The 20,728-nt window shown below is 62.3% G+C and carries 17 protein-coding genes, 1 tRNA gene and 1 pseudogene; 14 read left to right on the top strand and 5 right to left on the bottom strand.

Annotation, left to right across the window (positions count from 1 at the left end; translation table 11 throughout):
- Window positions 1-167: 167 nt before the first annotated feature.
- On the bottom strand, window positions 168-2,396 hold the full coding sequence (locus K6I40_RS25780; protein ID WP_222918257.1) for a CDC48 family AAA ATPase: 2,229 nt from the start codon (window positions 2,394-2,396) through the stop codon (window positions 168-170).
- A 211-nt stretch (window positions 2,397-2,607) separates the two neighbouring features.
- Between K6I40_RS25780 and larC the strand changes: the two genes are divergently transcribed.
- The 4 genes from larC to K6I40_RS25760 all read left to right on the top strand — a co-directional run bounded on the left by larC (window position 2,608) and on the right by K6I40_RS25760 (window position 7,842).
- The gene (gene larC, locus K6I40_RS25775; RefSeq protein WP_222918256.1) at window positions 2,608-3,921 is read left to right on the top strand and encodes a nickel pincer cofactor biosynthesis protein LarC; all 1,314 of its coding nucleotides are present in this window, start codon (window positions 2,608-2,610) and stop codon (window positions 3,919-3,921) included.
- 373 nt (window positions 3,922-4,294) lie between these two features.
- Entirely contained in the window at window positions 4,295-4,576 is a 282-nt protein-coding gene (locus K6I40_RS25770; protein ID WP_222918255.1) for a hypothetical protein, read from the top strand.
- A 575-nt stretch (window positions 4,577-5,151) separates the two neighbouring features.
- Window positions 5,152-5,475 (top strand): hypothetical protein, encoded by a 324-nt coding sequence (locus tag K6I40_RS25765; protein WP_222918254.1) that lies wholly within the window; start codon window positions 5,152-5,154, stop codon window positions 5,473-5,475.
- 804 nt (window positions 5,476-6,279) lie between these two features.
- A complete protein-coding gene (locus tag K6I40_RS25760) occupies window positions 6,280-7,842 on the top strand; it encodes a hypothetical protein (protein ID WP_255681869.1) in 1,563 nt (520 codons plus the stop codon).
- 118 nt (window positions 7,843-7,960) lie between these two features.
- Here the strand turns inward: K6I40_RS25760 and K6I40_RS25755 are convergent, their stop codons facing one another.
- Window positions 7,961-8,728, bottom strand: coding sequence for a hypothetical protein (locus tag K6I40_RS25755; RefSeq protein WP_222918253.1), 768 nt, complete (start codon window positions 8,726-8,728; stop codon window positions 7,961-7,963).
- Window positions 8,729-9,129: 401 nt separating this feature from the next.
- Here K6I40_RS25755 and radB point away from each other — a divergent pair, with 401 nt between their 5' ends.
- Window positions 9,130-9,864 (top strand): DNA repair and recombination protein RadB, encoded by a 735-nt coding sequence (radB, locus tag K6I40_RS25750; RefSeq protein ID WP_222918252.1) that lies wholly within the window; start codon window positions 9,130-9,132, stop codon window positions 9,862-9,864.
- A gap of 211 nt (window positions 9,865-10,075) precedes the next feature.
- Here radB and K6I40_RS25745 read toward each other — a convergent pair whose 3' ends face one another.
- Window positions 10,076-11,233, bottom strand: a complete 1,158-nt coding sequence (locus tag K6I40_RS25745) for a CBS domain-containing protein (protein WP_222918251.1) — start codon at window positions 11,231-11,233, stop codon at window positions 10,076-10,078.
- A gap of 106 nt (window positions 11,234-11,339) precedes the next feature.
- On the opposite strand from K6I40_RS25745, the gene K6I40_RS25740 reads away from it, so the two are divergent.
- The 4 genes from K6I40_RS25740 to K6I40_RS25725 all read left to right on the top strand — a co-directional run bounded on the left by K6I40_RS25740 (window position 11,340) and on the right by K6I40_RS25725 (window position 14,238).
- Window positions 11,340-11,651 (top strand): lycopene cyclase domain-containing protein, encoded by a 312-nt coding sequence (locus tag K6I40_RS25740; protein WP_222918249.1) that lies wholly within the window; start codon window positions 11,340-11,342, stop codon window positions 11,649-11,651.
- Window positions 11,652-11,771: 120 nt separating this feature from the next.
- On the top strand, window positions 11,772-12,515 hold the full coding sequence (locus tag K6I40_RS25735; RefSeq protein ID WP_222918247.1) for a CAP domain-containing protein: 744 nt from the start codon (window positions 11,772-11,774) through the stop codon (window positions 12,513-12,515).
- Between the two features lie 120 nt (window positions 12,516-12,635).
- Complete coding sequence (locus K6I40_RS25730) at window positions 12,636-13,418, top strand: YihY/virulence factor BrkB family protein (protein ID WP_222918245.1); 783 nt, start codon at window positions 12,636-12,638, stop codon at window positions 13,416-13,418.
- Between the two features lie 79 nt (window positions 13,419-13,497).
- Complete coding sequence (locus K6I40_RS25725) at window positions 13,498-14,238, top strand: hypothetical protein (protein WP_222918243.1); 741 nt, start codon at window positions 13,498-13,500, stop codon at window positions 14,236-14,238.
- An 80-nt stretch (window positions 14,239-14,318) separates the two neighbouring features.
- Here K6I40_RS25725 and K6I40_RS25720 read toward each other — a convergent pair whose 3' ends face one another.
- A complete protein-coding gene (locus tag K6I40_RS25720; protein ID WP_222918241.1) occupies window positions 14,319-15,227 on the bottom strand; it encodes an AEC family transporter in 909 nt (302 codons plus the stop codon).
- 241 nt (window positions 15,228-15,468) lie between these two features.
- Here K6I40_RS25720 and K6I40_RS25715 point away from each other — a divergent pair, with 241 nt between their 5' ends.
- Window positions 15,469-15,765 (top strand): hypothetical protein, encoded by a 297-nt coding sequence (locus K6I40_RS25715; RefSeq protein ID WP_222918239.1) that lies wholly within the window; start codon window positions 15,469-15,471, stop codon window positions 15,763-15,765.
- Window positions 15,766-16,313: 548 nt separating this feature from the next.
- Here K6I40_RS25715 and K6I40_RS25710 read toward each other — a convergent pair.
- Window positions 16,314-16,388, bottom strand: a tRNA-Val gene (locus K6I40_RS25710).
- A gap of 184 nt (window positions 16,389-16,572) precedes the next feature.
- On the opposite strand from K6I40_RS25710, the gene trpD reads away from it, so the two are divergent.
- The 4 genes and pseudogenes from trpD to trpG all read left to right on the top strand — a co-directional run bounded on the left by trpD (window position 16,573) and on the right by trpG (window position 20,624).
- Window positions 16,573-17,595 carry an anthranilate phosphoribosyltransferase gene (gene trpD, locus K6I40_RS25705; RefSeq protein WP_222918237.1) on the top strand — a complete coding sequence of 341 codons (1,023 nt, stop codon included), beginning with the start codon at window positions 16,573-16,575 and terminating at the stop codon, window positions 17,593-17,595.
- On the top strand, window positions 17,592-18,242 hold the full coding sequence (locus K6I40_RS25700) for a phosphoribosylanthranilate isomerase (RefSeq protein WP_222918235.1): 651 nt from the start codon (window positions 17,592-17,594) through the stop codon (window positions 18,240-18,242). Before trpD ends, K6I40_RS25700 begins: the two co-directional genes overlap by 4 nt.
- A gap of 2 nt (window positions 18,243-18,244) precedes the next feature.
- The gene (trpE, locus tag K6I40_RS25695) at window positions 18,245-19,933 is read left to right on the top strand and encodes an anthranilate synthase component I (protein ID WP_222918233.1); all 1,689 of its coding nucleotides are present in this window, start codon (window positions 18,245-18,247) and stop codon (window positions 19,931-19,933) included.
- Window positions 19,930-20,624 (top strand): annotated as a pseudogene (trpG, locus tag K6I40_RS25690) (anthranilate synthase component II). Before trpE ends, trpG begins: the two are co-directional and overlap by 4 nt.
- The last annotated feature ends 104 nt before the right edge of the window (window positions 20,625-20,728 follow it).

Below are 20,728 nucleotides of genomic sequence, written 5' to 3'. Positions count from 1 at the left end.
GTTCGGACGACTTTCCACCCGGATGTCGATGCCCGAGCGGTCCTCCGTTATCGCCTCACTTCTCGACTCACTCCCAGCGCTCGAGACACTCGATCTCGACGAAAACACGAAACACGAAATACGACTGCGATCGGGTTCGGACTCGAGTCCGAAGGCGATGACCGTGACTACTGGAAGCCGATGCGGCTGCCGCGACGACCCGTCGGATCGGGGCCGCTCGTGCCGCCCTGGAACTCCTCTTCGACCTGTTCGTAGTAGTCGAGGATATCGTCGGTGATCGTCGGCCGGACGTTCTCCATAGCCTGTCGGAAGTGACGCATCTCGACGATATCGGCCTCCTCGTCCTCGCGCAGTGCCTCGATGGCCGCCTCGCGAGCGATCGACTCGAGGTCGCTGCCGACGTAGCCGTCGGTGATCTCGGCGATCTCGCGAAGCGTGACGTCCGCAGCCAGTGGCGTGTCCTCGGTGTGGATCTCGAGGATGCGTTCCCGACCGTCGACGTCGGGCTGGCCGATCATGACCAGCCGGTCGAACCGCCCCGAGCGCAGCAGTGCGGGGTCGATCATGTCCGGCCGGTTGGTCGCGCCGATGACCATCACGTTGCCCATCTCCTCTAACCCGTCGAGCTCGGTCAAGAGCTGGTTGACGACCCGCTCGGAGACGTTCGAACCAGTTTCACCGCCCCGGCCCGGCGCGAGCGCGTCGAGCTCGTCGAAGAAGATGACCGTCGGCGAGACCTGTCGGGCCTTGCGGAAGGTCTGCCGGATGGCTTTCTCCGACTCGCCGACCCACTTCGAGAGGAGCTGTGGGCCGCGCACCGAGATGAAGTTCGCGTTGGTCTCGTTGGCAACGGCTTTCGCCATCAGCGTCTTCCCGGTGCCCGGCGGGCCGTACAGCAAGACGCCAGCCGGCGGATCGACGCCCAGCCGGTCGAACCGTTCGGGGGTCGAGAGCGGCCACTCGACGGACTCCTTGACCTGGTCTTTGGCATCCTGAAGGCCGCCGACGTCGTCCCAAGAGATCTTCGGGAGTTCGACGAGGACCTCTCGCATTGCACTCGGTTCGACCTCGTTGAGCGCGCCGCGGAAGTCCGTTCGCTTGACGATCATTCGGTCGATCAGGCTCGGCGGGATGTCCTCCTCGTCGAGATCGATCTCGGGGAGGTAGCGCCGGAGCGCCTTCATCGCCGCCTCCTTGGTCAGGCTCTCGATGTCGGCACCGACGAAGCCGTGGGTCTCGTCGGCGAGGTGACCGAGGCTGACATCGTCGGAAAGCGGCATCCCGCGGGTGTGGATCTGCAGGATCTCCTCGCGGCCCGTTTCATCGGGGACGCCGATCTCGATCTCGCGGTCGAATCGGCCCGGACGGCGCAGCGCGGGATCGACCGAATCGACGCGGTTGGTCGCGGCGATGACGATGACCTGGCCTCGCGACTCGAGGCCGTCCATCATCGTCAACAGCTGTGCAACGACCCGGCGTTCGACCTCGCCGGTGACATCTTCCCGTTTCGGGGCGATGGAGTCGAGTTCGTCGATGAAGATGATCGACGGCGACTCCTCGGTGGCGTCCTCGAAGATTTCCCTGAGTTGCTGTTCGGACTCGCCGTAGTACTTCGAGATGATCTCCGGCCCGGCGATAGAGAAGAAACTGGCGGAGGTCTCGTTGGCGACGGCCTTGGCGAGTAAGGTCTTCCCGGTGCCCGGCGGGCCGTGTAGGAGCACGCCCTGTGGCGGCTCGATGCCGAGCTTCTTGAATATCTGGGGATGCTTCATCGGGAGTTCGACCATCTCCCGGACCCGCTGGATCTCGTTTTGCAGGCCGCCGATGTCCTCGTATGTGATCCCGCCTCCGGTCTTCTCGAAGCCCGAAATGGGCTCTTCGCGGAGTTCAACGTCGGTATCTTCGGTGATGAGGACAACGCCCTCCGGTTCGGTCTCGACGGCTATGAGTGGGATCGCCTGGCCAGGCGACCGCATGAACGGATGATTCGTCGAGCTCATGACGGGGACGATGTCGCGACCGACGACCGGCCGTTTGAGGATCTGCCGTTTCACCATGCCGGCGGCGTCGGAGCCGAACTGGACCGACGCCTCTTCGGGCGGTGCAAGCACCAGCTTGTCGGCTTTCGTCGCTTCTGCCTTCCGGATCGTCACCCGTTCGCCGATACCGACGTCGGCGTTCTGGCGGGTGAAGCCGTCGATACGGACGGTATCCGTGTTCCAGTCCTGCCGGTCCGCGCGCCAGACCTTCGCGGCAGTCGTATCTGCACCCTCGATCTCGATGATGTCGCCCGGACTCAGCTTCAGATGCAACAGCGTGTCCGGGTCGAGTCGGGCGATACCACGACCCGAGTCGTTCGGGTACGCCTTCGCAACCTCAAGTTGAACTTCGTTCATATTTTAGGGACAGCGGTGTCAATGACTCCGATTCGTGCGCGGATAGGTTTTTGCTAGTGTGAGTCATTTCCTGTGCTAGTGGCTACCACACGCAGATAAGGTGGGACGCTACAAAGGTGTACCGGCCTCGGTTGGTTTTGGCCCTATCGACACCGTGCCTGTACGGAGTAGGAGAGGTGGCTTTTGCGTCTTCCGCTCCGAGAATGGAAGTATGCGAGTCCTCGCTTTCGACGGCCGGATGGGAGCCAGCGGCGACATGCTCCTCGCCGCGCTCCTCGGCGCCGGTGGCGACCCCGACGCCCTCGAGCCCGTGACCGAGTCTCTCGAGGTCGAGTATCGGATCGACGAGGCTGACAAGAACGGTATCGCCGCGACGGCCGTCGACGTGTTCCTGACGGACGCGGATGGCGACGACGATAGTTCACACGCGCACGAGGAGTCCGACGCCGAACACGACCACACTCACGACGACCATACTCACACCAGCCACACCCACGACGGCGTTCGCGCCGAGGGCCACGGCCCCCATCGGAGCTATCTCGAGGTCCGCGAGATCGTCGCCGACATGGACCTCGAGCCGGCAGTCGAACGCGACGCGCTCGCGATCTTCGAGTTGCTCGGCGAGGCGGAGGCGAGCGTTCACGGAGAGACCCTCGAAGAAATTCACTTCCACGAGGTCGGGGCCGACGATGCGATCGCGGACGTGGTCGGTGCCACGGCCCTGCTTCACGACCTCGAGCCCGATCGCGTCATCACCACGCCGCTGGCGACCGGCGGCGGGACGGTGACGATGAGCCACGGCGAGTATCCCGTGCCGACGCCAGCGGTTGTCGAGATTGCCGAAGGTGCTAACTGGTCGCTGCGCGGCGGGCCGGTCGACGCGGAACTACTCACCCCGACCGGCGCGGCGATTCTGGGCCACGTCGCCGACGGCGTCGACTCGCTGCCTGCACTCGACCTCGAGGCCTCGGGCTACGGCGCGGGTGGCTACGACCTCGATCCCCACCCGAACGTGCTTCGGGTGTTGGTCGGGGCCGGCGAGGACGGAAGCAAACTCGTCAAAGATGATATCGCGGTGCTGGAGACGAACCTCGACGACGCGACGCCCGAAGTGCTGGGCGGACTCCAAGAGACCCTCACGGACGCGGGCGCTCGAGACGTGTCGGTCCTGCCTGCGACAATGAAGAAGTCCCGACCCGGCCACCTCGTGAAGGTCATCTGCAAGCCCGCGGATCGGGAGCGGGTCGCTCGAGCGCTGGCCGAAGAAACTGGGACGCTCGGAGTCCGCGACGCCGGTGTTACGCATCGGTGGATCGCGAATCGTGAATTTGAGACCGTAACGCTCGCAATCGACGGCGAGGAGTACGAAGTCACCGTGAAAATCGCGAGTGATGCGGATGGTGAGGTCTACGACGTGAGTGCGGAGTACGACGATGCAAAGGCGGTGGCTCGAGAGACGGGACTGGCGACTCGAGATGTCATACGGCGTGCGAAGCGTGCAGTCGACTTAGAACCGAAGCAATAGCGTTACGTATCTTGTGGTGGCCGAAAATGATTCGGAAGTAAACACAGTAGTTACTTAGCGCCTGTAGTGCCAATCGTGCTGGCAAATACGGATAGTATGATGCTCGTAACGGCGAGACAAAACCGCTATATCGTCTGATTGGGATCCTGGGACCCTCACTGGAGGACTGTTCCCGTGGTTTTAATTGGTAACAATACCTGAAGTAACGGCAGTGGAACTAACATAGTGATTATTTTAACACAGATGTAATACTATATATGTTCGTTCTATCTTCGCCAATATTGAGGCGTCCTCACCACCTTTACCGGTTACACCGAATGACGGTTCCATCTTCTCCATTTTCTCCATCTTCGCCATCCTCTCCGTTCTCTCTATGTTCGCCATCCACACCATCCTCACCATCCTCGCCGATGGCCGAAGCGTCCTCACCATCCTCGCCGATGGCCGAAGCGTCCTCACCATCCTCGCCGATGGCCGAAGCGTCCTCACCATCCTCGCCGATGGCCGAAGCGTCCTCACCATCCTCGCCGATGGCCGAAGCGTCCTCACCATCCTCGCCGATGGCCGAAGCGTCCTCACCATCCTCGCCGTTGCTCTGAACGACGGTTCCATCGTCACCGTCTCTCCCATCTTCGCCGTCTTCACCAGCGGTTGAGATGGTTTCACCATCTTCACCGTTGCTCTGAGCAATGATACCATTCTCACTGTCAGTACCAATAGCGTCATTGGCAATACTACCAAATGCAAATAGCAACATGAACAGTACTACCAGTAGGACCGCGATCGTTCGAATCATTTGTAGTTTTGAGAGGTGGTCTTCCCGTCTAGCTTCCTCGGTTCTGTCAGAGCATTCGTACGGTTATGAAGATGCGACACGGTTTCAACGGTAGCGCGGTCGTAACGCGGATTCCGCGCCGTGCTCCGTGTAAAACGGACGATTCCCAGACCGTCCATTTCGATAAGTATCATTCATACTGATAGTAATAATTGAAATTGTTTACACACGGATTGCACAGTTGTCATGCGATACGGTGCACACTGACGTTCAGTATTTACTATATTATAGGTGGACGATCAGCAGATCTTGCTCTCAGAGACCCGCTTTCGGCTGGTCGGTGGGTCCGCTATACAACAAAAAAGTAGGGTTCAATTCGCTGCCTGGTGTAGGGAAGCTACGGAAAGCTTCTACCAGTTGTAGTTGTTCTGACTGTAGTCACTCAGACTAAAGGCATGTCCGCCGTCACCGCCATCTCCAAAGTTGATAGCGCTACCGCCGTCACCGCCGTCACCGCCATTGGCATCGCCGCCTTCGACGTCGTCTTCAACGTCACCGCCGTCACCACCTTCAACATCATCTTCAACGTCACCACCGTCACCACCAACACCGATGAGGAAACTGTTTCCATCACCGCCGTCACCGGCGTCAGCATCGGCATCACCGCCGTCACCGGCGTCAGCATCGGCGTCACCGCCGATACCGCCGTCCCCCCCATCGCCGCCGGCACCGCCGACTGTGACGACGTCTCCACCGGAGGAATCAGCGATAGTCGGTGAGTTGGAGATGGTGTTAGTCTGTGTGGTGTGAGAGGAGGAACTCGTTGCTGCCGCGGCTCCCGCTCCCATCGTCAGGAGCATGCCGAGAGTCAATGCAACCGTAAGCGTTGCCGTGAATGTTCGGTTCATAGTTGTCTACCGTTGGGTACACGCGCGGACCACCGGAACTGTCTCATCGCACCGGCCGGCTACACAACCCTTCGCAGCTCGTCCGACCGATCCGAGCGGATGCCACGGCGCGTTGCCCAGATGACCCTGTTGCTGGTATCACGTATTAACCCGAATTATGGTTTCACGAGCTATGCGGGATTAGAATTGAAATAGAGGCCCGCAAACGCACGTAGCAGCTGTCTTTGGAGCAACAGTTAGTCGGTTTCAGGGTTCAATTGACAACATAATTAGTATAAGGCAACTTATACGACCAAATTGATCAATATATCGACCCGGCGCCGTCACCGAAATAGTATCCATGAAACAGTCACCGACATACAATGTAAGGAGCAAGACTATATTCCTCCTAAGAGAGACTCATATGCAGTCATTATAGCGACGATGATTTCTCTGTTCTGGTACTTTAATGGTTTTGGCGCCTGATACGGGACGAAATGCCCAGGAAATACGGTACTTCTTCTCAGGGCTTGCTCATTACTGGTAGGTACATCCCTTCTCCAAGGGTAGCGCTCACCTTCTGTCCTATAAAGCATTGATAACAAAGACTATATCCGAGGGAGATTGGTTCGCGTCGCAGAGATTCAGCAATGAAAGACCCTCACAGGTCATTCGACACGAACCACGATCAACAAAATGTCTGAACGATCACGCATTACGACGGTTTTCGTCGCCGTTATGGTCACCATCTCGATGGTCGGGATGGCTGTCCCGGCGGCTGCCGGCGGCGACCAACACGCACAGGACGAACCAGTATACACCCTCGAAGACGGCGAAGATCTCTATCTGGTCTTCGGTGCCGATCTTGGCGAACAGAGTCTTGACGAGTTCATCAAGGAGAACGTTGCGGGCAATCCGACAGCCGCCGAAGAGCAGGAGGCGGTCGCCGAGGTCGTCTCGTACCAGAATGTTAACCAGGTAAATATCCACGAAGAAGGCGCCGCCGTCTCCATCGCCATCGACAACGGGACGGCGACGGCCGTTCAGGACGTGGATCAGCAGAACATGAACGTCCAGCAAGGCGAGGCATCTGCCGAAGACCGGGCGTTCGGGTCCACAACAACTGACTTCGAGGACGTCGGCGACGTCCATCTCGTCATGGCGGACGGGAGCGGCGGCGGCCAGCAGTTCAGTGGCTGGGGAATTGCTGACGAAAAGGGTGAAACGACGGCCAGCCAGACCGCAACCGCGGGCGTGGCTCAGGCCCAAGACGTCGCCCAGCTCAACTACAATGAGGAGAGCACCGCCTTCGCGCTCGCAATGAACGAGAGTCAGGCGACCGCCTTCCAGCAGACCACACAGGCGAACCAGAACATGCAGCAAGGCGCTGCCAACGCGTCCAACGTCTACCTCGGAGATGGAAAGTTCGGAGAGTACGACGATCACAAGAAAGGCAAGAAGGACGACGAGACGCAGTCCGCAGCTGCCTTCGTTGCGCAGGGACAGAACGTCTCTCAGAATAACGTTAATCAAGGGGTAGCTGCCGTCGCTATCGCCGTCGGCGAGAACAGTTCCGCGACGGCGATCCAACTGACGGATCAGTCCAACTTTAACCAACAGCTGGGGTCCGCAGAAGCGATGAACGTCCTCTCGTCAATGTCCGGGATGAACGTCGCGAATATCGGTGAGAGCGAATCTGTTAGCACCCACAGCCCGAAGAAGAGCGACGACAAAAACCCGAAGAAAGGCGACGAAGTCGGTGAACAAACAGCGACTGCGACGGTAGCGCAGGCACAGTCCGTCGAGCAACTGAACGTCAATCTGAACAACACTGCGATGGCTATCGCACTCAACGGCAGCGAAGCGACGGCCTTCCAGATCGCTGATCAGAAGAACTTCAACGCTCAGGTCGGATACGCCGAAGCGCTCAACGTCTACGCCAGTCCAGGGTACGCAACCGATAGTGCCACCCGAACCGAGTCCTCGACCGTGACCATCGGTGGCGATGACATCGAAGCAAACCCCGGTATCTCGTACGACTATGACACCAGCGCGCACCACAAAAACGACATCGATCAGGGAGCGACCGTTGCCATTGAACAGCAACAGTTCGTTACTCAGGAGAACCTCAACGAACACTCTTCCGTGGCAGTCGCTGAGGGCAACGGTAGTGCGAACGCTGCGCAGGTAAGTATTCAGGAGAACGAGAACATCCAGTTCACGTCCGTCGCCGCGACGAACGTCTGGTCCAAAGCGTAACCGTATTCCGTCACACGGTCGGCTTTCGACCACGTGACTGGTAGTTTCCGTTTCTTTTGTCTTCCCGTCCGAAAGTGCTAGGGGCTGTTGGTATGCGCTATACGGGATTGAATACGAATCACGACTCTTTAGAGCGATCCGTTTCCGCCGATTCGTCTCCGTCATCTCGATGTTCAGCGAGCGCCTCGTCGATCGTCAACTCGCCGGCAGCGACCCGCCGGGCGAGTACCTCGTCGATCGCTCGGTTGTGCTCGCTCGCTTCGCGCGAGCGGTCCTTGATGACCTGAATCTCGCCCTCCGTCGGATCGATCTCGCGGGCGTCGACGACCTCCCCCTTGAGCCGGGCGATATTGACCGCGGCGAGGACGTCACCCATCCCTCGAGCCCCCGTGCCGAGGTAGGGCGTCGTTCCAGTTTCGTCGACGAGTTCGACTGTGACGGCGTCGAGTTCGTTGACCAGTTTCGCGCTCTCGAGGCGGGAGCCGTCGCCGATTCGGACGACTGGGGACGGCGCGTCGGCAGCCTCGCGTTGAATCACATCGACCGCGTCACCGAGCGGGACTTGAAACGTTGCAACGATCGTCTCGCCGGTCAGAACGGCGATTCCGGGCCGTTTGCCCGGATCGACGCCGATGATCGTTCGACCGCCGTCGCCGCGAACCGCGGCCAGCGCCCGATCGACTGTACGCCGAGGATCGTCTGGATCGGCGACGATCGTCGTCACGTCCGCGAAGGTATCGGTGTGACCGGCTCCGGTGACGACGACGGTGGCCTGCTCCGGCAGGTCCTCGTCGGGTTCGACGGTCGTAAACGTCGTTCCGCGGTCGCGGAGCTCGTTGACGACGCCGTGGTACACCTCGAAGTCTGACGTGGCGACGACAATCACGCACTGGGCTTCGCTCCCGCGACGAATAAACGTACGCGAACTGCCGGTATTGACCGCGGGCCGAACTGTGAGGCTAGCTGTCGCGGAGTGTGTGCGGTTCGCATCGGACCGAGAAACCGACCGCGGTAGCGCACGCTGGACCGCGGAACCATCGCTTCCGAGAGCGGTCGAACGGGTGTTTCCACCCGTGAGACGACGTCTCCGGCGTCCCGAACGCCCGTGAACAGACGGACGCGAAACGTCCGTGAGTAAGAACTCGGCTAGGGAGTATGGTACCTAGCCACCACGATAGCAGCCCACACGTCTGTCTCACAAACCGGGTCAGTAGTGTACGTCCGATTCCGATACCGATCTCCGGCCCGTTCCGGGGCCTTTTTGCGCGTTCCCTGTCAACTGAAACCGTGACCGACGAGCCGATTTCAACCGGTTGTGGCCCGGTCGACGAGTTGCTCGGTGGGGGGTTCGAACGCGGGACCGTCACGCAGTTGTACGGCCCGCCGGCCGCTGGGAAGACGAATCTCGCGCTGTCGGCGGCCGTCGAAACGGCCGTCGACGGCGGGACCGCGGTCTATATCGACACCGAGGGTGTCTCGGTCGACCGCTTCCAGCAGTTGCTCGAGGCCAAAACCGGCGAGGGGACGTCTCGAGACGGCGAGGAGACCGATGACGTCGAAGCCGTTGCCTCGCGAATCGTCATCGAGGACGTACTGGACTTCGAAGAACAGGCCGAAGCCGTCCGCGACGCCGAGGAGTTCGCCGAGCGCGCGGAACTGATCATCTTAGACAGCGCGACCGGCTTCTACCGTCTCGAGCGCACGGCCGACGGCGACGAGGGGGAAGCGCTTCGAAGCGTCACCCGGCAGGTGACACATCTGCTCTCGCTCGCGCGAAAACACGATCTCGCGGTCGTCCTGACGAATCAGGTCTTCGCCGACCCCGACTCGGACCGCACCCGCGGACTGGGCGGCAACACCTTGGAGCACTGGACCGGAACGGTCGTCCGTCTCGAACGCTTCCGCGGCGGGAAGCGACGCGCGACGCTAGAAAAGCACCGCTCGAAAGCCGCGGGCGAGTCGGTGCAGTTCCGGATTACCGATACCGGACTCGAGGGTGAAGACGGAACCGTTCGTTCCTGATTCGCACTGACTTGGCGAGTGCCGTTCCTCGCACCGGTCTCCCGGTTCGTGGTCGAATCGCATCTCGTGTTCACCCGAGTATGATCGTCTTATCGACGTGAACCGCCGGCAGGCTAGCCGGTAGTAATCGGTTCCTGATCGGTTACTGTGAGGAAAAATACGCGACCGTCGGTTTGACAGCGTGATCTCACACCCGAGCGTGAGTGTTGACTTAGATCTGGTTCAGCTTCCGCAGGAGCTGGCCGCGGTACTCCTCGTCGCTGGTGACGCCCTTGAGTTCGAGGACGTTTCGCTCGAGTTTGTCCAGTGCGACCCGGAAGGAATTCTCCGCGCCGTAGCCTTCGCCGGTGCCGGCGACCTGGTCCTTGTTGGTGCGCAGGCGGATCTGACACTGCACAAGCGGGGTCCCACGGAGCTTCTCGTTGTGCTCGTGGAAGCGGACGTGGGCGTGCATCACCTGCATGTCTGCGTACTTGTCCGAAACGTCCTCGATGCTCTGGACGATCGACTCCCGGGTGATGGTGTCGAGCATCGAGATGTTCGTGATCTGGACGTCCATGTGCTCTTCCTCGGTGAACGTCAGCGCGCGCAGGACGTCCGTCTTGGTGATGACGCCGATGACGACGCGGTCGTCGTCCGCCGGCGTGACCATCAGCCCCGCGTAGTCGTCCTCGAGCATCGCTTCGACGGCCTCCTTGGCGGTGGCGTCGAGCGTCGTCGTCTCGACGGGACTTGCCATGATATCGTAGACCGGGACATCGAGCAGTCGCTGGGTGTCACCAACTCGATCGCCGGTTGTCGTCGTGTGGTTCTCCCGAATGACGAAGTCGGCGATGTCGTGAGTCGTCACGACCCCGGAGAGGTAGCCGTTCTCGTTCATGATCGGTAGTCGGGAGATGCCGTGCTCACGCAGGAGGTTGATCGCCTTCCCGATCCCGTCGTCCTCGGTGAGCGTGACCGGATCGGCGGTGTAGATGTCCTCGACGGTGAGCGCGTCGAGGTTCTCCAGGACCGCCTCAAGGATCGCATCGTTGGTGATGACGCCCCAGAGGTCGCCGTTTTCGAAGACCGGCGCGACCTTGGCATTGCTCTCGACGAGCACGCGTGCGGTCTCCCGAACGTCTTCCTGCCGGTCGACCTTCGGCGATGGTGTGCTTCGGCTCGGTTTGGTGAGTGCCGCGACCTTGGCGTCGTCCTCGACGTGGGATTGGAGGATCTCCCGCTCGCTGATGACGCCCTCGTATTCCCCGTCGTCGGTGACGATGATTCCCTTGGGGTTGCCGTTCTCGAACATTGAACGGACCTTCCCCATGCGTGTGCCGACGTCGACTTCGATGAACTCCGTGGTGGCGATATCAGCGATATTCATCCTTCTAGGGGTACATACTGTCGCAGAGGTATTTAACATACTGCCCGTTTTATCCAGGGAGGACCGGCCCCGGGGGTTTTTGCATCGGCCGTTGAATCGGCGGCTGATGCCCGATATCAGCGTCTTCGGTCGCTACACCTACCTCGTCACGGAACTAGTTTGGGGAGCCGTCGCCACCGTGTTGCTCCGTCGCGCGAACGCGCTCCGGAAGGCGGCGGTAACCATCCTCGCGCTCTACCCCATCGCCTACGTCTGGGACCGGTATACCCTCGCCGTGGGCGTCTTCGACATCAAACTTCGGACCGGCATCGACGTCGCCGGCATCCCGCTCGAGGAACATCTCTTCATGGCGGTCGTTCCCGGTCTCGTCATTGGGGTCCACGAGACGATCTTCGGCAACGGAGCCACGGACGACTGAGACACCTGCTCTCAGTCTTCAGATATACGCCCTCGTCCTCGTCTCACTGTGTGGAAACGCCGTCTCACGATGTGTAAGCGACCGCGACTGTCTTGTGCCGAGCGGCCGATACTCAATCTAATGGAGGGCAAGCGGTCCGCGACGACGGCGATCGATACGGCGGAGGGCACTGACCGTGCGCTGCTTCGAGGCGTAGTGAGTCTCCTCATCGCCATTGCCCTCATCTGTTCGCTCGCGCTCGGAACGGCACTGTTCATACCGCAACTCATCGATGTCCCCGGTCTCGAGAACGGAGCCGCCCCCAGTTCCGAGCCGCCGCCGGCCGGCGAACGCAACCCCGCGGTGACTGACCCGGATAACCCCGGGAACTCGAGGTATGAGACCAACGTCGAGACGATCGCGTCCCCCACCGTCGAAGATTTCGTCCACGCCGAGATCAACGACCGCCGGGCCGAGCACGGCCTCGAGCCCCTCGAGTGGGACGGGACGGTCGCGTCGGTTGCTCGCGCTCACACCTACGACATGGCCCAGCGCGAGTACTTCGCGCACACGAACCCCACTGGGGAGGGCCCCTACGACCGGTTCGAGGACGTCGACAGCTATTGTCAGGGCTACGGCGAGAACATCGCCATGACCTGGGTCGATCGGCGCGTCCAGCGGTCCGATGGTGATGACGTCGTTCGCTATCAGACCGCCGAGGGCCTCGCGAACGGGCTGGTCAATCAGTGGATGAACTCCACAGACCACCGACACGCGATCCTCGAGGAAGGCGAGACGCCCTCTTGGGATCGTGCGGGCGTCGGCGTTTACATCGCCGAGGACGGTTCCGTCTACGCGGGCCAGAACTTCTGTCGCGAATGGTGACTGTTGTTTGAACATACAACCTCGAGCGGTGATAGCTTCGACAGAAACGGAGGGGCTAGGCCGACCACAGGGACTGCGAATCACTTACACGTTATTAAACCTGATAATCATACGGATCATATGGCTATTCCGGAGACACTCACCGCGATCTACCGGACGGCGAGCGACCGCGATCTGACCTTTCTCGCCGCCGGCTTCGCCTACTACGCGTTCGTCTCGTTGATACCGCTCGTCTTGCTCGCGCTCGTCGTTGGCTCGCTGCTCGGCGGCGAGCAGGCGGCTCAGCGGCTAATCACCGTCGCCGGCGACTTCCTCCCGGCGTCGGGTGAACAGCTGGTCACCGAAGCGCTGACGACCGAATCGGGTCGCGCCGAGGCGACCATCGTCGCGTTTCTCGTCGCCACCTGGGGTGCGCTCAAGGTCTTTCGCGGCCTGAGCCTCGCGTTCGACAAGGTCTACGACGAGGTCGCCGAGGACACTCTCGTCGACCAGATCAGGGACGGGCTCACCGTGATCGTCGCCGGCGCGGTCGCGCTCGTCCTCATGATCGGGATCGGCGCGGCGCTCCGGCTCGTCCCCGAGACCGTGCCGTTCGCTGGCCTACTGAGTTGGGTCGCGCTGCTGGCCGGGCTCGTCTTTGTCTTCCTGCCGATTTACTACGTCCTCCCGCCGATCCCGGTCGAACTCGGCGAGGTCCTCCCGGGCGCGCTCTTCGCGGCCGTCGGCTGGACGGTCCTCCAGTTCGGCTTCCAGCTCTACGCAACGAACGCCGCCCAGTACGAGGCCTACGGAGCCGTCGGTGCCGTCCTCCTGTTCGTCACCTGGCTCTACTTCGCCGGCATCATCATTCTCGTCGGTGCCGTTCTCAACGTCGTCCGAGCACGGCCGCTGATCGCCGAATAGGTCGCGTTCGAGTCGCCCCTGTCTCGGCCTGCCGAGCCTGGGGGAAGGATTATGTCCCCGGCAGCGACAGATCACCACAATGAGCGACGAGCAATCGACCACCACCGCGACCGACGACCCCGGCGCGGCCGACGAGACCGATTCGACGGGCAGTCCCGAACCCGGCGGCGGTCCCCAGCGCGTCGTCTCCGATGAGAGCGTCGACGACATCCTCGAGTCGCTAGATTCGACGAACTCGGAATCATCAGAATCGGACGATACGGCCGTCACGACGAGCGAACCGAGCGATTCCGCCACGGCTGCGTTCGACGAAGACGATATTCCCGCAGTCGATGAGACGACAGCTGACGATGCCGGTCAGCCAGAGGCAGAGCCGACCACCGCGACGACCGACGACACGACCGCCGAAGGGGAACCCGAGACTGAGACCGAGACGGCCGACGCCGGGTCCAACGAGGGATCGAACACGACCGACGCCGCAACGGTCGATGCGGCCGCGTCATCGCTTCCCGACGACGCCTCGCTCGAGGACCTCGCCGCCCGCGTCGAGGACGGAACCGTTACCGGCGCGGACGTCCGCGCGTCCGAAGCCGGCGCGGATCGGGAATCGACCCCCGAGATCGACGACGTCGACCTCTCGATGAACGACCTCGAGATGAGCCAAACCGGCAGAACCGATGCCGACGAAGAGTTGCCCGATGACGCCGGCCCGCTCGCCGGGTCGGTCGACCGCGACGCGGCCCCAGCCTCGAGCGACGACGAGGACAAGGACGACAGTCCCGGACTGCTCGGCCGGTTCAAACGGTTCTTCTCTCGATAAGAGCTGGTCGACGCGGTTCCGATCTCACTTTCCGGCCCCATCCGCTCGAGGGCTGTCGACAGTAAACTGGCGTCCCGTTCTCAGCTCACGAGCGTGATCAGGACGAACAGCGTCGCGATCGAGACGAGCGTCGTGACGAAGACGTTCAGTGAGGCGAACTGCCTGTCGCCGCCGAGTTCGTTCGCGAAGACGAACGTCGAGACGGCAGTCGGCGTCCCGAGCATCACCACGCAGGCAGTAAACGTCGCGGAGTCGACGGCGAGCGCGGAGAAGACGGTCCACGCGATGACGGGCATTAGACAGATTTTGAGTGCGACGACGGTGGCGGTCGCACCGACGTCGATCGAGGGCAGGTCGACCTGGAGGGAGGCCCCGACACAGAGCAAGGCGACCGGGAGCGCGATTGAGCCGACGACGTTGAGGCCGGCCGCGGCGGACGACGGAATCGAGATCCCGAGCGAGCCGACGGCGAGGCCGGCGATCAACGCCAGTAGGACGGGGTTCCTCGCGAGCCCGCGGAGTTCGCGCGCGATCGACGCGTCGGTCCCGTTGAGCATCGAGAGTATGACGACCGTCAGCGGCACCTGCGTTAACGACATGACGCCCAGCACGACGCTCGCGATCGCCGTCACCGCGGGATCGAACGTTGCGGCGACCAGTGGCAGTCCGAGATAGCCTAGATTCGAGTGATAGGACTGTATGATCGCGACACTTCGGCGCGCCTTCGAGTCGCGATTCCGGTGGACGATCCAGGCGGCCCCCGCGGTCGCGAACAGCACGAACAGGAGCCCGCCCAGCAGTGCGGGGGAGAGGAGCTCCCCGATCGACCGATCGTAGGTCGAGACGAAGATCAGCGCCGGGAGCGCGACGTAGTAGGCGAGGGCGTTCAGCAGTTCGGTCCGGCGCGTATCGAGAATGCCGGTCGTTCGCAATCCAGCGCCGACCAACAACACGACGAGCAACGCCAGCAGCCGACCGACGACTTCCATATCACGTTCGAATCGACTCGCGGGTTTGTAGCGTTCGATACCGAGCGGAGTGAAACGTTGGTCCGTCTCCCGTCGTTTACGGGACCAACGATCCACCGGACGACCGATACCGCTGCGTGATGCACCTCTCGCAGAATGAGTTGCTCGTTTTGGGAAATCTCATGATAGATGACAAGTGCCGATTGATATCATGAGAACAAACCGTCGTACTATACTGAAGTTCACGGGCGTTTCGATGGCAATGAGTGCCGCTGGTTGTCTCGGTTCCGACGATGAGAGCGGAAACGGGAACGGAAACGGGACCGGAAAGGGCTTCTCGAACGTGGAATACTCCGAACTCGAGGGGCTCGAGGGTGGCGTCGCTTCGCTGTCTCTCGACGCGGAGCAGGACGGAGCGACCGGCGAATTCGCAGCCGTTCTCGGCGACGCGGATACAAGCGCGCTCGAGGACTCAGTTGGTTCTTCCGCCGATGAGAGTTCGGTCGATGTCGATGACGACCGTCTGACGGCCTCGGCGTCTTGGGACGCCGTCAAGTGATTCAATCCGGTCGGTGGGGCGACGACGCGGCCGGTGGTCCGTCGACCGTGGGTGCTCTCGTCTGTGAAATCAGTGCTGACAGTGGGCACTAACACGTTACTCGAACACGGATCGGAGCGAGTCGCAAACGAAGTCGCTTGCGAGTAGTACCAGACTCGAATGAGGACCGAAACTCGCGGAACCTGGTTCGAATGTTCCATAACAATTTCTGATGGAACGACTCGCTTCGCTCACGGTTTCACCGTTCGACATTGACTGGGCAGTGCCCCACACGCTCCTCGATTGTCGTTCCGTCAGGAATGGGTTCGAGCAGATTTGAACCACGGTCGCAGCAAAGCTGCTCCCTGATTCAAATCTGTCCACCATGACGATTTCGTCGCTCGCGGATTTGCTCGCGACAGAAATAGTGGGTTGGAGCAGATTTGAACCACGCCGAGACGGTCGCCCTCACTTCGTTCGGGCACCGCGACTCGTCTCGTTCAAATCTCTCAGTACAATTTCTGACGAACGTACTCCTCACTCTGTTCGTCGTATTAGTTCGTCAGAAATGGGTTGGAGCAGATTTGAACTGCCGGCCTCCTCCATGTCAAGGAGGTGTCGTAACCAGACTAGACCACCAACCCTGGTTTTGCTTTCATCCGTGGCGTCCGTCGCCACGTTGTCTCCACTCATTCGTTGCTCCCCATACCAATTGAAGGTTTCGAATCGACTGCCGTACGTGAGTTGACCCCACGCACCCGTTCGATACGCTTAAGTCGATGTACTGATTTGGGCATTACAAGACAACTACGTACATTGGTGTCCACTATGCAGGAATACGTCGAACGAGTCACGGACGGGGAGGATCTCACGCAATCGGACGCTCGAGCGGCCTCAACGGCCGTTTTCGAGGGCGCGACGGAGGCACAGATCGGTGCGCTGCTGGCGGCGCTGCGTGCGAAGGGAGAGACGGAAGCCGAGATCGCGGGCTTCGCCGAGGGGATGCGCGATGCGGCTAGAACGATCACGCCCGACCGAGAACCGCTGGTCGACACCTGTGGCACGGGCGGGGACGATTACAACACGATCAACGTCTCGACGACGAGCGCGATCGTCGCGGCCGGAGCCGACGTTCCAGTCGCCAAGCACGGCAACTACTCGGTCTCCTCCGCCTCGGGCAGCGCGGATGTCTTAGAGGAAGTCGGCGTGAACATCGAGGCCGAACCGCCGGCCGTCGAGGGGGCAATCGAGGACAACGGCATCGGCTTCATGCTCGCGCCGGTGTTCCACCCGGCGATGAAGGCCGTCATCGGACCGCGCAAGGAACTCGGCATGCGGACGATCTTCAATGTGCTCGGTCCGCTGACGAATCCGGCCGGAGCGGATGCACAGGTCGTCGGCGTCTACGACCCCGACCTCGTCCCCGTGCTCGCGGATGCGCTGTCCCGGATGGACATCGAGCGCGCGCTGGTCGTCCATGGCGCAGGGACCGACGAGATCGCTATCCACGGCGAGACCGTCGCCGCGGAAGTCGACGGCGACTCTTTCGAAGAGTACGTGCTTGAGCCGTCCGATCTCGGCCTCGAGACCCACGATATCGAGGACATCTCCGGCGGCTCGCCCGAAGAGAACGCCGACGACATGCGTGGGATCGTTGAGGGCGACGTGACCGGTGCAAAGCGAGACGTTATCCTCGCGAACGCCGGCGCGGCGATCTACGTCGCCGGCGAGGCCGACTCGCTCGAGGCCGGCGCAGACGTAGCCCGCGAGGCGATCGAGTCCGGGGCGGCGGCCCGGAAACTCGAGCGACTCCGCGGCGCGACGGTGGAGCCGGTAGAGGAGGGACGATGACGCGCGTCAAGATCTGCGGACTGACCAGCGAAGTCGACCTCAAGGCCGCGATCACCGCGGGAGCGGACGCGATTGGCATCATCTGTGACGTCTCGGTTGACACGCCACGGGAGGTCTCGATCGAACGGGCCGCGGCGCTCGCGGCGGCCACGCCGCTGTTCGTGACGAGCGTACTCGTGACGATGCCCGCCGGTCCAGAGGAGGCGATCGAACTGGCCGAGGAGATCGAACCCGACGCGATTCAGATTCACAGCGACATCCGAGTCGGTGATCTTGCGTACCTGCGCGCGAAACTCGAGACGGAACTCCTGCTCGCGGTCGACGCCGACGATGCGACGACCGCCGAGGCCTATGACGACGTCGTCGACGGGCTCATCGTCGACACGGCCGGCGAGGACGGCGGCGGCGGCACCGGGCGGACCCACGACTGGGACCAGACGCGAATGGCAGCTGCGGACCTCGACTCGCCGCTGATCCTCGCGGGCGGACTGACGCCCGACAACGTCGGCGATGCGGTCCGAACCGTCGAGCCGTTCGCCGTCGACGTGGCCAGCGGCGTCGAGGACAGCGGCGGCGTCAAGGACGTCGACGCCGTCCGATCGTTCGTCGACCGAGCCAAGAACGCCCACAGACCGGCGGAGCCGTAACCGTGACCGTGCACAACTCCGATTCGGTGCCAGCAGATCGACCCACGTTCGACATCGATCGGGAGACGTTCCGCAACCACGCAGGAACGAGCGGGGATCGGGCGGATCAGCCCGTCGTCGTCCACACCGTTGCGACGCTCGAGGTTGAGACGACGCCGCTGGCCGCCTATGCCGCGCTCACCGGCCGCTCCGAGGCGATCGATCGCGAGCGCTCGCCGTACGCCTTCCTGCTCGAGAGCGCGGAGAAGACCGCCTCGAGCGACCCTGATGGCGCGTTCCGGCCGAGCGCTGCGGACGCCGAACGGCACGCGAGATACTCCTACGTGGGGTACGATCCCGAGGCCGTCGTGACGGTCGAATCCGGCGAGGCCACCGTCGAGGCGCTATCCGACGACGCGCCGCTCGAATCGATTCGGACGGACGCCGAGGGCGACACCGTCGACGCGCTTCGAGCCGCAATGCCGAATGTCCGCCTCGAGAACGCGCCGGACCACGACCGCCAGCATCTCGAGGGCGGGCTGGTCGGCTTTCTGGCCTACGACGCCGTCTACGATCTCTGGCTCGAGGAGGTCGGCTGCGAGCGGCCCGACTCGCGGTTCCCGGACGCACAGTTCCTGCTGACGACGAAGACGCTGGCGTTCGACGAGCGCGACGGGACGGTCTCCCTGGTCTGTACGCCGGTCCTCGAGGCCGAGGACGACCCCGATGCGGTGTACGACGCGCTCCAGGCGGAGGCCGCCGAGGTCGCGGCGACGCTACGCGAGGCCGAACGGCCCGAGACGGGCGGGTTCGTCCGCGAGGACGAAGCCGCGGGTCCCAAAGATGAGTACGAGGAGAGCGTCCGACAGGCCAAAGAGCACGTCCTCGACGGGGACATCTATCAGGGCGTCATCTCGCGGACGCGAGAGCTCTACGGCGACGTCGATCCCATGGGCTTCTACGAGGCGATGCGTGATGTGAACCCGTCGCCGTACATGTACCTGCTCGACCACGACGACCTGACCGTCGTCGGGGCCAGCCCTGAGACCTTGATCTCGGTGCGCGGGCGCGAAGTCATGTCCAATCCGATCGCTGGCACCTGTGACCGGGGATCGAGCCCCGTCGAGGACCGTCGACTGGCGGGCGAGATGCTGGCCGACAGTAAGGAACGCGCCGAGCACACGATGCTGGTCGATCTCGCGCGCAACGACGTGCGCCGCGTCTCGGAGCCGGGCTCGGTCCGCGTCGACGAGTTCATGAACGTCCTCAAGTACAGCCACGTCCAGCACATCGAGTCGACCGTGACGGGAACGTTGGCAGCCGACTCGGACGGGTTCGATGCGACTCGCGCATCATTCCCCGCCGGGACTCTCTCAGGAGCCCCGAAGATCCGGGCGATGGAGATTATCGACGACCTCGAGTCCAAGCCTCGCGGGCTCTACGGCGGCGGCGTCGGCTACTACTCCTGGACTGGCGATACGGACTTCGCGATCGTGATTCGGACTGCAACGGTGGAGGACGAAGGAGAACGTGATCGAATCACGGTTCAGGCCGGCGCGGGGCTGGTCGCCGACAGCGACCCCACCGCCGAGTACGAGGAGACCGAGCAGAAGATGGGGGGCGTCCTCGCGGCCCTCGAGGAGATCGAGCTCCCGCCCGGCGAGGCTGGTTCGGACACGGACCGCGAAGCGACGCCGGAGGTGGGGCGATGAGCCCGGCTGCGACGGACGAGACCGACGCGACCACAACGAGTGGCGACCGCAGCGACGCGGACCCGACCACGGTCCTGTTCATCGACAACTACGACTCCTTCACGTACAACCTCGTCGAGTACGTCAGCCAGCAGGCCGGTACCGAGACCGAGGTGCTGAAGAACACCGCCTCGCTCGCGGACGTTCGCATCGTCAACCCCGACGCGATCATCATCAGCCCCGGTCCCGGCCACCCGAAAACGACCGCGATGTCGGCGTGACGATGGACGTGCTTCAAGAACTCTCCCCCGAGGTACCGACGCTCGGTGTCTGTCTCGGCCTCGAGGCCGCCGTCTACGAGTACGGCGGCACCGTCGGCCGCGCGCCGGACCCGATCCACGGCAAGGCCTCCGCGGTCGACCACGACGGTGCGGGGGTCTTCGAGGGCCTCGAGCAGGGCTTTCGCGCGGGGCGGTACCACTCGCTCGTCGCGACGGCCGTTCCGGACTGTCTTGCGGTATCAGCGACGGCGGAACACGGCAGCGCGGAACACGGTTCCGCTGGCTCTGCGGTGGAACCGCAGAACGACGAAACGCTCGTCATGGGCGTTCGCCACGAGGAGTATCCTCTCGAATGCGTACAGTTTCATCCCGAGAGCGTCCTCACCGCGAGGGGCCACGACGTGATCGAGAACTTCCTCTCGAGCGTCTAGACGCGAATCGGTTCACGTTGCTCTCGAGACGGACTGAATCGAAAACGAGCAGCGGTTCCGTAGCGAGGCGATTCTTTACTGGTGTCGCCGATTGTCCAAGTCGT

The organism is Natrinema sp. SYSU A 869 (assembly GCF_019879105.1).
GTDB lineage: Archaea > Halobacteriota > Halobacteria > Halobacteriales > Natrialbaceae > Natrinema.
Note: the sequence above shows the minus strand (reverse complement) of the source record. Positions and strands in the feature narration are given on the sequence as shown.

What these genes read in the sequence shown, in the direction of transcription:
- K6I40_RS25780 (WP_222918257.1), bottom strand. Translation starts at nt 2,396, where the DNA reads ATGAACGAAGTTCAACTTGAGGTTGCGAAGGCGTACCCGAACGACTCG.
- larC (WP_222918256.1), top strand. Translation starts at nt 2,608, where the DNA reads ATGCGAGTCCTCGCTTTCGACGGCCGGATGGGAGCCAGCGGCGACATG.
- K6I40_RS25770 (WP_222918255.1), top strand. Translation starts at nt 4,295, where the DNA reads ATGTTCGCCATCCACACCATCCTCACCATCCTCGCCGATGGCCGAAGC.
- K6I40_RS25765 (WP_222918254.1), top strand. Translation starts at nt 5,152, where the DNA reads ATGTCCGCCGTCACCGCCATCTCCAAAGTTGATAGCGCTACCGCCGTC.
- K6I40_RS25760 (WP_255681869.1), top strand. Translation starts at nt 6,280, where the DNA reads ATGTCTGAACGATCACGCATTACGACGGTTTTCGTCGCCGTTATGGTC.
- K6I40_RS25745 (WP_222918251.1), bottom strand. Translation starts at nt 11,233, where the DNA reads ATGAATATCGCTGATATCGCCACCACGGAGTTCATCGAAGTCGACGTC.
- K6I40_RS25740 (WP_222918249.1), top strand. Translation starts at nt 11,340, where the DNA reads ATGCCCGATATCAGCGTCTTCGGTCGCTACACCTACCTCGTCACGGAA.
- K6I40_RS25735 (WP_222918247.1), top strand. Translation starts at nt 11,772, where the DNA reads ATGGAGGGCAAGCGGTCCGCGACGACGGCGATCGATACGGCGGAGGGC.
- K6I40_RS25730 (WP_222918245.1), top strand. Translation starts at nt 12,636, where the DNA reads ATGGCTATTCCGGAGACACTCACCGCGATCTACCGGACGGCGAGCGAC.
- K6I40_RS25725 (WP_222918243.1), top strand. Translation starts at nt 13,498, where the DNA reads ATGAGCGACGAGCAATCGACCACCACCGCGACCGACGACCCCGGCGCG.
- K6I40_RS25720 (WP_222918241.1), bottom strand. Translation starts at nt 15,227, where the DNA reads ATGGAAGTCGTCGGTCGGCTGCTGGCGTTGCTCGTCGTGTTGTTGGTC.
- K6I40_RS25715 (WP_222918239.1), top strand. Translation starts at nt 15,469, where the DNA reads ATGAGTGCCGCTGGTTGTCTCGGTTCCGACGATGAGAGCGGAAACGGG.
- trpD (WP_222918237.1), top strand. Translation starts at nt 16,573, where the DNA reads ATGCAGGAATACGTCGAACGAGTCACGGACGGGGAGGATCTCACGCAA.
- K6I40_RS25700 (WP_222918235.1), top strand. Translation starts at nt 17,592, where the DNA reads ATGACGCGCGTCAAGATCTGCGGACTGACCAGCGAAGTCGACCTCAAG.